Origin of the sequence: Massilia sp. Dwa41.01b (genome assembly GCF_014171775.1) — a bacterium.
In the GTDB taxonomy this organism is placed as follows: domain Bacteria; phylum Pseudomonadota; class Gammaproteobacteria; order Burkholderiales; family Burkholderiaceae_D; genus Telluria.
Genome location: NZ_CP050454.1, coordinates 161,140 through 174,839, shown reverse-complemented (window position 1 = coordinate 174,839; position 13,700 = coordinate 161,140). Strand labels below are relative to the sequence as shown.

Sequence of the window (13,700 nt, the reverse complement as noted above, 5' to 3'; positions counted from 1 at the left end):
CAATTGGGGACAGGTCGGAAAGCAGCGAAACAGACGCCCTCTCGACAGCGAAAATTCATTTTTGGCGGAGCTCGGCGGCAGGAAATTGCGAGCCCGCTTTTTCGTCGTTTCCCCTGTGCTGAACTGGCGGACGGCAGATGCGGGCGGACGCTACGCGCTGCGCTGCAGCGCGGCAGTGATCTTTACAGGGAGAGCGGCGGCTGGACCTTGAAGGGTCGTCCACGCTTGGCGGGCAGGATGCGGCGCCCGCTCTTGCGCTCGAGCTCGAGTTTGAAGGCGTGCGAGCCGAGCGGCTGGCCCTTGCGCACGGCGCCGGCGATCTGTTCCAGCTCGTCCGCGGCAATGCCCTGCCCGACCAGGTCGATATAGGCTGCTTCGCGCTGGAAGGGCGTATTGCCCAGTCTCCAGAACAGGGCGTGGTCCGTAACGACCTCGCTTGGACGCAGCCCGGCGTGATGCGCATAGCTCGACCAGGCGTGAAAGGCCGGGTCGGCCACCTCGCCTTCGCGCACCGGCGCCAGCTCGATAAAACGGCTACACATCAGGAAATGACGGTCGGTATCGACCACGGCGGTACGGAAACGGCCTTCGAACAGGCCGCCGGTGCGGGCGTATTTGTTATTGAACCAGGGAACATAGAAGCGGCCGAGCTTTTGCATCATGGCCGCCAGACCTGCCTCGTCGTCGGGCGTGGCCAGCAGGTGCACGTGGTTCGGCAGCAGGGCATAGGCGTGGATGGCGACGCGGTAGAACTTCGCCGCTTCCTTCAGCCAGCCGAGAAAACGTTCGTAATCCTCGGGTTCGCGGAACACGGCCTGTGAGTTATTGCCGCGCTGGACGATATGGTGGGGCTGTTTCGGGAGGATGAGGCGAGGTTGGCGGGCCATGATGAGGATCGATATAGGCGGATTTGCCTATTCTAGCGCGCTCGTGCGGCTGTGTCCCCAATTGATTTGGCACGGCCCGGGATCAGATACGACTCTGTCCCGATTTTGTAGGGTGGGCGCGGCCGGCGAGGCACTCGTGCCCACGCTGTCCAACGTTCGCGCATCGGGGTGGTTGCCAAGTCCCTCGCATGCAATAGTCCTATACCGCGTGGGCTCGAGAGCCCACCCTACAACTGCAAAGCAACTACGCCAGCGTAAACCCCGCCGACAAGCTATACCCTTCTCCATACGCACTGCGCAGCGGCAAATCTTCGCCCAGCACGGTACGCGCCTTCTTGCGCAGGCGATACACCAGCATGTCGACGCGGCGGCTGGCGTCCGGGTCGTCGCCGCCCATGCCGGCGACGATCGTCGCGCGCGGAACCGGGCGGGTGTTGATGGTCAGCAGGTGCAGGAAATTGAATTCCTTTTCGGTCAGGTCGATCACCTTGCCGGTCAGTTCCAGCTGGCGCGCGCTCACGCGCAAGGTCCATTTGATGGGCGCCGGGGCCGGTTCGCTCGGACGCACGCGCCGGCCCAGCGCCTCGATGTGGGCGGCCAGTTCGGGGAACTTGATCGGCTTGGTGAGATAGTGATCGGCCCCCAGCTGCAAGCCGAGAATGCGGTTATCGAAGGCGACACGTCCGGTCAGTACCAGTAAACCGATTTCGGGATACAGCTGGCGCATGCGCGGAATCACGGTAAAACCGTCTTCATCCGGCAGGCCGAGGTCGAGCACGACGACGGCGGCCGGCGTGCGGGTCAGCGCGGCCCACATTTCGCCGGCAGACGTGGCGATGGTGACTTCGTGGTCGAGTTCGCGGAGGAACTCGGCCATGTCGCCGGCGTAGTCGCCATTGTCTTCAACAATCAGTATCTGCGTCATGGAGTGGCCATGTTCTTCGTGTTGGCTTCCCTGTCCGTAATGACAGGTCGCACGGGATTATCACTGCTCGGCTGTTGCCGCGCAAGCTGCCTGGCGCCGGCGAGGCTGGACGCCGCCACCGGCAACCAGATGCGGAACTCGGCGCCGCCGCCCGGCGGGCTGACGAGGCTGAGCACGCCGCCATGGACTTCGACCACCGAGCGCGCCATGTACAGGCCAAGCCCGCTGCCGGGCAACCCGGCGGCGTTGCTGCCGCGGTAGAACTTTTCGAACACGCGCTCGGCTTCGCCCGGCGGCACGCCCGGGCCATGGTCGCGCACCGCCAGTTCGATGCCGCTGGCGGCCAGGCGGCCGGACAGGGTGACGGTCGATAGCGGCGGCGAATACGCAATCGCATTATCGACCAGGACCTTCTTCAGGCCAGGCGCAAGCCTTCCGGCTCGCAACGCAGCGCGGCCGGCAGTTCCCCGTGTGGATGCTGGCGACGCGTCCGGCGGCGCGCACCGGGCCGCACCTTCTTCCAGCAGCACGCCTGGTGCCAGCGAGGTCGGCTGGCGCTCGGCGCCGATACTTGCCATGCGCTCGGGCGACAGATAGTCGTCGAGCATGGCGATCAGGCGATCGGTGGCGAGGGCAATCTTGCGGTAGCGGGCACGGGTGGATTCGTCGGCATGGGTCGCGGTCGCCTCAAGGCGCTGGATCGCTCCGTCGATGGTCGAGAGCGGCGTGCGGAACTCGTGGTTGAGCATGCTGGCAAAGCGCTTCTGCTCGGCTTCGCGCAGGCGCCGTGGCGACAGGTCGCGCACCAGGCCGACGAGGGCCGACGGTTCGCCGTCATCGCCGCACAGCAGCGACGAGATGATCTCCACCGGCACCGGATAGCCGTGCGGACCGCGCAGCTCGGTCTGGCGCACCAGGCGCAAACGGCTGCGGTCGCCGGCACGCAGGCGGCGCATCCGTTCCGGCAAGCCGGCGACCAGCCCGGCAAGCGGACCACGGGCGTCCGGCATGAAGCCGGCGATGACTTCGGCAGGGGTGTATCCGAGCAGTTGTTCGATCGCAGGGCTGACGTAGCGCAATTCACCGCTGGCGCAATCGATGCTGAAGGCGATGTCGCCGCCGAGCTCGGCGATGACGCGGAACTGCTCGGCCAGTTGCGGACCGGCATTGCCGGAACAGTCGATGCTGGCACTGCGGTTCATCCAATACCTTCCAAAAATGTGGAAACCTGGCTTACCCAGGATGCTTGCAGCCAACGAGTATATCGCTGGCAACGGCTTTTTGTATAGGCAGGCGTTGCAGCAATATTATTTACTTAAAATTGAACATTACTACAAAACGTTAAACGTTGTTAAATGGCAGCGTGCCGGGACCCATCCGGCGCCCCGAAATGCACGCCGCCCGCCAGCCGCCTTCTGTCCCGGAACAGCCAACAAGGCCGGGAAAAAGGTGGCGTGGCGGGCGGCCGGGGCACTGCGTCGCGTGTGGCCTACTGCTCGTCGAGCGGGGCGAAGATCGCTTGCAGGTCTTCCTGGGTGAGCGCCATCTTCTGCGACTCGCCTTCGGCCAGGATCGACTGCGCCAGTTCCGACTTTTTCTGCTGCAGCTGCTGGATTTTTTCTTCCAGCGTGCCTTTCGCGATCAGTTTATAGACGAACACCGGCTTGTCCTGGCCGATGCGCCAGGCACGGTCGGTCGCCTGGTTTTCCGCCGCCGGGTTCCACCACGGGTCGTAGTGGATGACGGTGTCGGCGGCCGTCAAGTTCAGGCCGACGCCGCCCGCTTTCAGGCTGATCAGGAAAATAGGCACCGCACCCTGCTGGAAGGCAGCCACCTGCGCCGAACGGTCGCGCGTTTCGCCGGTGAGGAGGGCATAGCGGATGCCACGCGCAGCCAGTTCTTCCTCGATCAGCGCCAGCATGCTGGTGAACTGCGAGAAGACAAGAATCTTGCGGCCTTCTTCCAGCAAATCGTCAACCATCTGCATCAGGTCGGTCAGCTTGGCGGATATCGCGGCCGTGTTCTTTTTGGAAGGCATGGTTTTCACCAGGCGCGGGTCGCAGCAGACTTGCCGCAGTTTCAGCAAGGCTTCGAGAATGACGATCTGGCTGCGCGCCACGCCCTTGCGGTCGATTTCCTCGCGCACCTTCTTGTCCATTGCCAGGCGCACGGTTTCGTACAGGTCGCGCTGGGGGCCGGTGAGTTCCACGCGGCGCACCATTTCCGTTTTCTCCGGCAATTCCTTGGCCACATTGTCTTTCGTGCGACGCAGCAGGAAGGGGCGAATGCGGCGATTCAACAGGGTGCGGCGCACCGGGTCGTCCTGGCGCTCGATCGGGTGGCGGAACTGGGTATTGAAGGCTTTTTCTTCGCCCAGCAGGCCCGGCAGCAGGAAATGGAACTGCGACCACAATTCGCCCAGGTGGTTTTCCAGCGGCGTGCCGGTCAGGCACAGGCGGTGGTTGGCACTGAGCGAGCCGGCCGTCTGCGCCGCCTTCGAGCGGGTGTTCTTGATGTAGTGCGATTCGTCCAGGATCACCAGGTGGTAATGGTGCTCGCGCAGCTTTTCCTCGTCGCGGGGCAGCAGCGCGTAGGTGGTCAGCACGATGTCGCTTTGTTCAATCTGGTCGAACAGGTCCATCCGTTCCTTGCCCTGCAGCAGCAATACGCGCAGGCTCGGCGCGAAGCGGGCGGCTTCCTCCTGCCAGTTGGTCATCAGGCTGGTCGGCGCGATGACGAGAGCCGGGTGCGTCAGGCGGCCCGCTTCCTTTTCCGTCAGGATATGGGCGAGCGTCTGCACGGTTTTGCCGAGACCCATGTCGTCGGCAAGGATGCCGGCCAGGTCGTATTCGCGCAGGAACTGCATCCACGACAGGCCGTCGAGCTGGTAGTCGCGCAGGGTAGCCTGCAGGCCGGCGGGCGCAGCGACCTTCTTCACCGAGCCGAACTGGCTCAGCTTGCGGCCGGTTTCGCGCAGTTGCTCGCCGCCGGACCAGCGCAATTCGACGCTGCGCGCCAGTTCTTCCAGGCGGCTGGCGTCGAGCGTCGACAGGCGTACGCGGTTCTTGATCTTGTCGTTGAAATACAGTTCGCCCAGCGTGGCCAGGATCGGTTTCACGCGCGCCCACGGCAGGGCGACGCGCAGGCCTTCCGGCAGCGTAGCCAGCATCTGGTCGGTTTCGCCGTGCGCGGCCAGCACGGCCGGGTCGAATTCGAGCGGCGCGTTGCGGATGAGTTGCACCAGCACCGGCAGCAGCGGCACGCGCTGGCGATTGACGATGATCCCCAGTTCCAGTTCGAACCAGGCTTTGCCCGCTTCCTCGGGTTCGTCGATCTCGGCATACCAGTCCTCGACCGGCACCACGTCGTAGCGGTATTTGTTCGATTTCTGCAGGTGCCAGCCGGCATCGAGCAAGGCATCGAGGTCGTTTTCGGCAAAGCGCAGCCAGTGCGCCTGGCTGTCGAGCTGCAAGGCGCCAGCCACACCGTTCAGGGGCGCGGTGGCGGGCTTGCGGAAGCCGAGTTCAGTCAGTTTCTCGAGCGCCTGCGCCTCCGCGGCGGCATGGCGTTCGATGATTTCGGTGACGTCGCCGATCTGGCGCACCACGCGCTGGGCCGGATCGAAAGACACCCGCTGGCCGTCGTAATCGAACGAAAGCACGGCGAAATCGTGCCAGCGCTGGCTGCCGCTGTCGGCCAGGGCCACCGCATCGAGCATCAGGAAAGGCTGCGGCAGCACGTCGTCGCGCAGGCGCTGGGTCAGCGGCTGCGGCAAGGGCATCAAGGCTTGCAGGCCATGGGCCAGCAGCAATTGCGAGACGCGTTTCTTGTCGTTGCCGGTGAGGACAGGCGCTTGGGCCACCAGGGCTTGCAGCTCGGCCAGGGAAATGTCGACGCCGCCACGGTTCAGGGACAAGGGCCCGCAGGACAGGTTGTCGATGTACCAGGGCGGATCGGTCGGCAGCATGTAGTCGATCAGGTCGGCGCCGGGGTGATTGGCGCCATTGGCCGGCTCCACCGACCAGCCGAGCTTGACCGCGCGGCCTTCGTCGCGCCAAGCAAGGTTGGCTTGCCGGGTCGGCCCGGCCTGCAACGGGTACACGAGGCCATTGGCCATATCGGACCAGGAGTTCGCCCACAACAATTTTCCTTGCGCGAGCAGCATCTCGAGCAGGATGGCGCCAACCTTGCCCTTCGGCTCGGTGGCGCTGGTGCTCTGCGAGGAACCGCTGCGCATGGCGATGAAGAAACGCACCAGGTCTTCGTCTTCACCCTCCAGATAGGCCGGCGGTGCCGACAGCAGCGAAAACACTTCGTTGACCGGGCTGGCCGCCGCCACCTCGCCATTTGGGCGCAACCTGGCCTTGCACAGGCAGACAGCGACGTGGCGACCGCCACTGGTGGGCGCCATCACGTACACAAATTTGTACTGGGTGGCCTTCGGATCGGCAACTTCGATGGTCAGCTTCGGTTGCGGATGGGCAGCCGCCTCCACCCGTTGCAGCCAGGTCGCCACCGGTGCGGGCAGTGCAGGGGCGCGTGCCGGCGTCGCGCGCGGTGCCGGGGCATCGCTCGCGTGTTCGCGTGGGGAATCAACTGTGTGCATGGGTCTCTGGAGTCTGTATGAAAAAAAACAACAAACGACATTATCTCTCATACGGGCACTTCAGTTTTGTTCGGAATCGCACGTAGCCGAGAAATCTTTACTGCATGAAATTTCACCACATCCACGATGCATGGGTGCATGTTCAGGGGTGGCTGTCAAGACTGGCGCATTGCGCCGGTTTGCGTATCATTGCCCGCCTGACTCACGCTCACCACGGATTGCTGTCCCATGCTGCCTACCATCGAACAACGTCTCGCCATTGAGCTCGCCGCCAAGCCGGCGCAAGTGGCCGCCGCCATCGCCCTGCTGGATGAAGGCGCCACCGTTCCCTTCATCGCGCGCTACCGCAAGGAAGCCACGGGCGGCCTCGACGACATCCAGTTGCGCCTGCTGGAAGAGCGCCTGCGCTACCTGCGCGAGCTGGAAGACCGGCGCGCCGCGATCATCGAATCGATCACCGAACAGAACAAGATGACGCCGGCATTGCTCGAAGCGATCGCACTGGCCGAGGACAAGACACGCCTGGAAGATTTATACCTGCCCTATAAACAGAAGCGCCGCACCAAGGCGCAGATCGCGGTCGAAGCGGGCTTGTCTCCGCTGGCCGACGCGCTGCTGGCCGACCCGACGCTCAACCCGGAAACGCTGGCGGCGCAATACCTGCGCGAGGCGTTCACGAATGCCGACGGCGTCAACAATCCGGGCGTACCGGACACCAAGGCAGCCCTGGACGGCGCGCGCCAGATCCTGATGGAGCGTTTCGCCGAAGACGCGACCCTGCTGCAGTCGCTGCGCGAATACGTGCAGGAGCATGGCGTGGTCGACTCGAAAGTCGTCGAGGGCAAGCAGGACGAAGGCGAGAAGTTCGCCGACTATTTCGATTATTCCGAGCCGCTGGCGAACATCCCTTCGCACCGGGCGCTGGCGCTGATGCGCGGACGCCGCGAAGGCATCCTCGACGTCACCCTGCGCCTGGACAGCGAGGCGGAAAAGCCAAAGTGGGACGCGCCCCTGAACCCCTGCGAAGGCCGCATCGCCGCGCGCTTCGGCATTAGCGCGGGCGGGCGTCCGGCCGACAAATGGCTGCTCGACACCGCGCGCTGGACTTGGCGCGTGAAAAGCTTCATGTACATCGAGACGGAATTGATGGGCGCCCTGCGCGAAAAGGCCGAACTCGATGCCATCCAGGTGTTTGCGCGCAATTTGAAATCCCTGCTGCTGGCGGCACCGGCCGGCCAGCGCGCGACCATGGGCCTCGATCCCGGCCTGCGCACGGGCGTGAAGGTCGCCGTGGTGGATGCCACCGGCAAGGTGGTCGACACCGCGACGATCTACCCGCACCAGCCGCGGAACGACTGGGATGGTTCCTTGCACGTGCTGGGCCAGCTGGCGGCCAAACACAATGTGTCGCTGATCTCGATCGGCAACGGCACCGCTTCGCGCGAGACGGATAAACTGGCGCAAGACCTGATCAAGGCGAGACCCGAACTCAAGCTCACGAAGATCGTCGTTTCCGAAGCGGGCGCCTCGGTGTACTCGGCCTCGGAATTCGCGTCGCGCGAACTGCCGGATCTGGACGTCTCGATCCGCGGCGCGGTGTCGATTGCCCGGCGCCTGCAGGATCCGCTGGCGGAACTGGTGAAAATCGACCCGAAATCGATCGGCGTCGGCCAGTACCAGCACGACGTCTCGCAAACGCAATTGGCGCGCTCGCTCGACGCCGTCGTCGAGGATTGCGTGAACGCGGTGGGCGTGGACGTGAACACGGCCTCGGCACCGCTGCTGGCGCGCGTCTCCGGCCTGTCTTCCAGCGTGGCCCAGAGCATCGTCAGCTACCGCGACATGAAGGGCGCCTTCCCCTCGCGCGCAGCCCTCAAGAAGGTACCGCGCCTGGGAGATAAAACCTTCGAGCAGGCGGCGGGCTTCCTGCGCGTGGTGGGCGGCGAAAATCCGCTCGACGCCTCGGCGGTTCACCCTGAGTCCTACCCGGTGGTGGAAAAGATCCTGGCCGACGTCAAGCGCGACATGAAGGCGGTCATTGGCGACACTTCCCTGATCAAGACCCTGAATCCGGCCAAATATGCGGACGAGACATTCGGCGTGCCGACCGTGAGCGACATCCTGAAGGAACTGGAAAAGCCGGGGCGCGACCCGCGGCCCGAGTTCACCACCGCCACCTTCAAGGAAGGCGTGGAAGCCATTTCGGACCTGCGTCCGGACATGATCCTCGAAGGCGTGGTCACCAACGTGGCCGCCTTCGGCGCCTTCGTCGATATCGGCGTGCACCAGGATGGCCTGGTGCACATCTCGGCGCTGTCGAACACCTTCGTCAAGGATCCGCACACGGTGGTCAAGGCGGGCCAGGTCGTGAAAGTCAAAGTGCTGGAAGTCGACCCGAAGAGAAAACGCATCGCGCTGACCATGCGCCTGTCGGACGCGGCGCCGCAGCCGGGCGCGCAGCCGCAGCAGCGCGGCGACCGCGAGGACCGCAAGCGCGTGGCCCAGCACGGGCGCCAGGAACGGAGGCGCCGGCGCCGAGCAGCGGCGCGATGGCGGCGGCGTTTGCCAAGCTGAAGAAGTAAGCCATGCTCGCCTGCGCGCCCGCCGATCCGGACAGCCTGGAGGCCCGGGCGCTCATCGCGGCGCTCGATGCGGCGCTGGCCGCGATCTGCGGCGACAGCGGAGCGGCATCCTTCGATGCCGGCGACGTGCGCATGCCGCGTGCCGTGTTCCTGCTGGCGCGCGACGCGTCAGGCACGGCGCTCGGCTGCGGCGCCCTGCGTCCGCTCGATGCCGACGTTGCCGAGATCAAGCGCATGTATGCGCAGCCCGGCAGCGGCGCCGGCCGCCAGCTGCTGGCCGCGCTGGAAACGCAGGCACGGGCTTTCGGTTACCGCGAGATCTGGCTGGAGACGCGCCGCGTGAACCTGCGCGCGGTGGCTTTTTATGAACGCCACGGCTACCGCGTCATCCCGCATTACGGGCGCTATGTCGGCCGCGAAGATGCGGTTTGCCTGGGCAAGCCTACATCATTGCCGGACCATTCTTGACCAGCACGCCAACGAAATACAGCGCGAGGCAAGCCAGGCCGATCGTGTTCAGGCGCCGGCGCGGCATGGCGGGCTGGCCGGTTTTCCTGATGTGCAGGGCGTCGCGTACCAGCACGAGGGCATAGGCCAGCAGCGCCAGCCCTTTCAGGATGCCGCCAAGGCCATCGCCTTGGGCGCCGGTCGCCAGGTGGAACACGCCGAGGGCGCCCAGCAGCACGCCCAGCAGGAGATTGAAACCCGCGGAAGGCGCGGTACGGGGGGCTTGTTGCATGAATGACTCCGAGCGGTACGGGAAGAGGAAAAGCGGAAAGGGAAAGCGGGGGCGATCATACCGCAATTGCCCCGCGGCGGCGGACCCTGGCGCCGCACCGGCGCGGGCGATTTCTTATAGAATGGCGCCATCCATTCCATTTCTCACCGAAGGCATACTCACATGAGCGACGTACAAACCTGGATCAAAGACACCGTGACCAACACCCCGGTCGTGCTGTTCATGAAGGGCACCGCCCAGTTCCCGCAGTGCGGCTTCTCGGGCCGCGCCATCCAGATCCTGAAAGCTTGCGGCGTCGACAACATCGCCACCGTCAACGTGCTGGACGATCCGGAAGTGCGCCAGGGCATCAAGGACTTCTCGAACTGGCCGACCATCCCGCAGCTCTACGTGAACGGCGAGTTCATCGGCGGTTCCGACATCATGAATGAGATGTACGAATCCGGCGAACTGCAGGCAATGTTCAAGAAGTAATGAGCAGCACCCGACCCCGCCGGGACGCCGGCCGCCGTATTGTCGTCGGCATCACCGGCGCGACCGGCGCGGTCTATGGCGTGCGGCTGCTGCAGCGGCTGGGCGCCCTGCCCGGCGTCGAGAGCCACCTGGTGGTGTCCGACGCGGCGGCATTGACCCTGCACCAGGAAGTGGGCATGGCACGGCGCGAGGTCGAAGCGCTGGCCCACGTCGTGCATAAACACCGTGAAATTGGCGCGACGATTGCCAGCGGTTCATTCCAGACCGACGGCATGGTGATCGCGCCCTGCTCGATGAAGACCCTGGCCGCCGTGGCCCATGGGCTGGCGGACAACCTGGTCGCACGCGCGGCCGACGTGATCCTGAAGGAACGCCGGCGCCTGATCCTGATGGTGCGCGAAACGCCGCTCAACCTCGCGCACCTGCGCAATATGACGGCCGTCACCGAAATGGGCGGCATCGTGTTTCCGCCCCTGCCCAGCTTTTATCACCGTCCGGCCAGCATCGATGAGCTGGTCGACCATAGCATCGACCGCGTGCTCGACCTGCTCGGGTTCGAAAACGGCGAAGCGCCGCGCTGGTCGGGCATACGCGGGGCTGCCGACAGCGGCAACTGACGGACAACTGGAACCACCCTGCCACATCGGCAGCCGGTCTCCTCAGCCCGGTTCGATACCGGACCGGCGGCTCGACCGGATACCACCCCGGCGCCAACCAGGCACACGGATACGCCAGACGGCAAACCAGCGACTTGCCGCGCCAGCGCCCACCTCAACGCTTAACGCTTCAGGTAGTCGCTTTCGGCCTTCTTCAACTCCCTTGCTTCCTCCAGCATCCTGCGTTGGGCGATACGTTTGCGCATCACCTCGGCATGGCGCGCAGCCGTCATCGGCGGCGCGGTCATGAGTTCCTTCAGCTGGGCGGTATTCATGTAGTTGCTTTTCATTGGCGGCACGATCCTCTGCTGTGACGAATTGATTATGCGCCAGTCACAGGCGTTTGTACTGCCTGATTCGGAGGAAAATTTGTAAGCGAAAAAGCAATAGTAGGGAAGGAACCGGCTTACTTCGTCGTTGCCTGGTGGTTGACCCGTACCAGCATGCGGATGAATTCGCGTGCCAGCTGGCGATGGTGCTCGTCCAGGCGCTGCAGATCGGCGATCAGCTTGACGTCGGCCGATTCGAAGCGCGCGCCGCCGCCGCTGTCGGCCTGGGCACCCGGGTTTTCCGGGCCGCCGAAGCGCAGCCAATCAGCCGGCACACCCAGCCATTGCGCAATCATGCGCAGCTTTTCCTGGGTCGGAATGGCTTCGCCCACCAGCCATTTGCGGGCAGCGTGGACCGTGATCGGACGGCCTTCGAAGCGAATATTGAATTCGCGCGCAAGGCGGGTCGGGCTGTCCGGTGAGTAATGGGCGTTCTTCAGCGCCTGCTGGAGACGCTCGCTAAAGCTCTCCCGTTCGTTCGTGGAGTTCATGATGGCACTATTTCATGCTCGACCATAAATGTCAGTTGCATAGCCGTTAAGACCATTTGTGTGACATCGGGCCGAGCGTTACTTAACAAAGAAGTGGAGATTGAAGAGATTTTTCGCGGAACTCGCGATCATGCCACAAAATTTCTAGTCAGCATGAATGTATCTGAATTGTATCTAATAGGAAACAACATTTGTCGCACGATAGATACGCGTGTGGGCAAATCGCGGTCTAGTCGAGGCCGGAGTGGGCTGGGACACCCACGGAATCCGGCTCTGGCTGGTTTAAGATCAGTTGATCAGTGATCAATCAGATTAGTTGGAAACGTAAAACGCCATCGGCACCGGTTACTCGCTCCAACATACCATCATTCCAAAGTTTGTGCAGGTGCGCGAGTGCCTCGCCCAGTGCAAAGCTGAGCTGGTGTGCGTCGAGCTGGCGGCGGAACATGATCGGTACGATGTCCACCGCGCTGTGCGGCGTGCGGCAGGCTTCGAGTACCTCGGCCAGGCGCGCCACGTGGTGCTGGCGCAGCTGCGCGATGCGGGTGTGCAGGCCGCGGAAAGGCCGCCCGTGCGAAGGCAGCACCAATGTGTCTTCCGGCAGGCCGGCGAATTTGTCCAGCGAGTCGAGATATTGCTGCAGCGGATTGCCCTCCGGTTCGACGGCAAACACGGACACATTCGTCGAAATGCGCGGCAGCACCATATCGCCTGAAATCAAGACCTTCAACGCGTCCGAATACAGGGCCGCATGTTCCGGCGAATGGCCGAAACCGGTAATCACGCGCCAGCCGGCCTGCCCGATCCGGAGCTGCTGGCCATCCTGCAGGCGGGTATAGGCTTCCGGCACGCTCGGCACCAGCGAGGGATAATAATTGCGGCGGCTGCGCATCTGTTCGAGCATGAGCGGGTCGGTCAGGCCGTGGCGCTCGAAATGGGGAATGGCCGAGGGGCCATCGACGCCCGGCAAGGCGGCCGCCATCATGCGGGCGAAGCCGAACTCGCCGGCCGTCGTCCAGAACGGCGCCGCGAAACGCTCGCACAGCCAGCCCGAGAGGCCAACGTGGTCCGGGTGGCAGTGGGTTGCGAACAGGCGCAGCACTGGCTTGTCCGCCATCGTCCCTGTGAAGATTTGTTCCCAGGCGGCGCGGGTGGGATCGGTGGCGACGCCGGTATCGACGACGCTCCAGCCGGCGCGGCCCTCGCGCTCGTCGTCCAGCAGCCACAGGTTGATGTGGTCGAGCGCGAAGGGCAGCGGCATGCGCAGCCAGCCCAGTCCGGGCGCGACCATGCGCACCGTGCCGGGCGTGGGCAGTTCGTCGCCGAAGGGATAGGCCAGCTGGGACTCGAGCGGGTTCATGATGACAATCTTTCGTATTCGTGATGGGTCGGGCGCGCTACAATGGAGTTGACGTTGACGTAAACGGAAACGCAACCGGCCCGAATCGGGATTCTAAGCGATTCCGCGCTCTGCCACTTTCACCCGCACTTTCATGGCCACGACCTACACCATCGCCGAACTGGCACGCGAATTCGACATCACCGCGCGCGCCATCCGCTTCTACGAAGACCAGGGACTCCTCAGTCCCAGCCGCGAAGGCGTCGGCGGACGCAACCGTGTCTACACCCCGCGCGACCGCACCCGCCTGAAACTGACGCTGCGCGGCAAGCGCCTGGGCCTGACTCTGTCGGAAATCAAGAGTATCGTCGACATGTACGAGTCGCCGAAAGATACCACCGCCCAGATCGACCGTTTTCTCGGCGTGCTGGCGCACCAGCGCGAAACCCTTGAACAGCAGCGCGCCGACATCGAGATGGCCCTGGAAGAAATTGCCGCACACGAGGAAGAATGCCGCCGGCTGCTGGCCGAGAACGCGGCGGACAACCGGCCGACCGGCGCCAGCAAAGCCGCCTGATCGGCTCGGCCGAGGGCGCCCTGCCCCCGCCTTTACTTGACGTTTACGTTAACGTCACACGCGAGTATGATAACCAGGTTCAAAATTGCTAACCC

At 64.1% G+C, this 13,700-nt stretch carries 12 protein-coding genes and 1 pseudogene; 5 read left to right on the top strand and 8 right to left on the bottom strand.

Annotation, left to right across the window (positions count from 1 at the left end):
* Positions 1-182: 182 nt before the first annotated feature.
* The 4 genes from G4G28_RS00825 to G4G28_RS00810 all read right to left on the bottom strand — a co-directional run bounded on the left by G4G28_RS00825 (position 183) and on the right by G4G28_RS00810 (position 6,418).
* Positions 183-887 carry a transposase gene (locus tag G4G28_RS00825; protein ID WP_182990485.1) on the bottom strand — a complete coding sequence of 235 codons (705 nt, stop codon included), beginning with the start codon at positions 885-887 and terminating at the stop codon, positions 183-185.
* Between the two features lie 244 nt (positions 888-1,131).
* Positions 1,132-1,812 carry a response regulator transcription factor gene (locus tag G4G28_RS00820; protein ID WP_182990484.1) on the bottom strand — a complete coding sequence of 227 codons (681 nt, stop codon included), beginning with the start codon at positions 1,810-1,812 and terminating at the stop codon, positions 1,132-1,134.
* Complete coding sequence (locus G4G28_RS00815; protein WP_229507830.1) at positions 1,809-3,014, bottom strand: PAS domain-containing sensor histidine kinase; 1,206 nt, start codon at positions 3,012-3,014, stop codon at positions 1,809-1,811. The genes G4G28_RS00820 and G4G28_RS00815 overlap by 4 nt, the downstream gene beginning before the upstream one ends.
* A 287-nt stretch (positions 3,015-3,301) precedes the next feature.
* Positions 3,302-6,418 carry a DEAD/DEAH box helicase gene (locus G4G28_RS00810; protein WP_182990483.1) on the bottom strand — a complete coding sequence of 1,039 codons (3,117 nt, stop codon included), beginning with the start codon at positions 6,416-6,418 and terminating at the stop codon, positions 3,302-3,304.
* A gap of 228 nt (positions 6,419-6,646) precedes the next feature.
* On the opposite strand from G4G28_RS00810, the pseudogene G4G28_RS00805 reads away from it, so the two are divergent.
* A pseudogene (locus tag G4G28_RS00805) lies at positions 6,647-9,000 on the top strand (Tex family protein).
* A gap of 3 nt (positions 9,001-9,003) precedes the next feature.
* Complete coding sequence (locus tag G4G28_RS00800) at positions 9,004-9,468, top strand: GNAT family N-acetyltransferase (RefSeq protein ID WP_182990481.1); 465 nt, start codon at positions 9,004-9,006, stop codon at positions 9,466-9,468.
* On the opposite strand, the gene G4G28_RS00795 is transcribed toward G4G28_RS00800, so the two are convergent.
* Positions 9,443-9,739 (bottom strand): hypothetical protein, encoded by a 297-nt coding sequence (locus G4G28_RS00795; RefSeq protein WP_182990480.1) that lies wholly within the window; start codon positions 9,737-9,739, stop codon positions 9,443-9,445. The genes G4G28_RS00800 and G4G28_RS00795 overlap by 26 nt on opposite strands.
* Before the next feature lie 162 nt (positions 9,740-9,901).
* Between G4G28_RS00795 and grxD the strand changes: the two genes are divergently transcribed.
* Entirely contained in the window at positions 9,902-10,213 is a 312-nt protein-coding gene (gene grxD / locus G4G28_RS00790; RefSeq protein ID WP_182990479.1) for a Grx4 family monothiol glutaredoxin, read from the top strand.
* Entirely contained in the window at positions 10,213-10,830 is a 618-nt protein-coding gene (locus G4G28_RS00785; protein WP_183107947.1) for a UbiX family flavin prenyltransferase, read from the top strand. The genes grxD and G4G28_RS00785 overlap by 1 nt, the downstream gene beginning before the upstream one ends.
* A 161-nt stretch (positions 10,831-10,991) precedes the next feature.
* On the opposite strand, the gene G4G28_RS00780 is transcribed toward G4G28_RS00785, so the two are convergent.
* From G4G28_RS00780 to G4G28_RS00770, 3 genes are all read right to left on the bottom strand, one after another.
* Positions 10,992-11,168, bottom strand: coding sequence for a hypothetical protein (locus tag G4G28_RS00780; RefSeq protein ID WP_182991924.1), 177 nt, complete (start codon positions 11,166-11,168; stop codon positions 10,992-10,994).
* Positions 11,169-11,275: 107 nt separating this feature from the next.
* Positions 11,276-11,689: a hypothetical protein gene (locus tag G4G28_RS00775; protein ID WP_182990478.1), complete on the bottom strand. Its 414-nt coding sequence runs from the start codon at positions 11,687-11,689 to the stop codon at positions 11,276-11,278.
* Between the two features lie 307 nt (positions 11,690-11,996).
* Positions 11,997-13,049, bottom strand: coding sequence for an MBL fold metallo-hydrolase (locus G4G28_RS00770; RefSeq protein WP_182990477.1), 1,053 nt, complete (start codon positions 13,047-13,049; stop codon positions 11,997-11,999).
* 133 nt (positions 13,050-13,182) lie between these two features.
* Here G4G28_RS00770 and G4G28_RS00765 point away from each other — a divergent pair, with 133 nt between their 5' ends.
* Positions 13,183-13,605: a MerR family DNA-binding transcriptional regulator gene (locus tag G4G28_RS00765; RefSeq protein ID WP_182990476.1), complete on the top strand. Its 423-nt coding sequence runs from the start codon at positions 13,183-13,185 to the stop codon at positions 13,603-13,605.
* Positions 13,606-13,700: the final 95 nt, after the last annotated feature.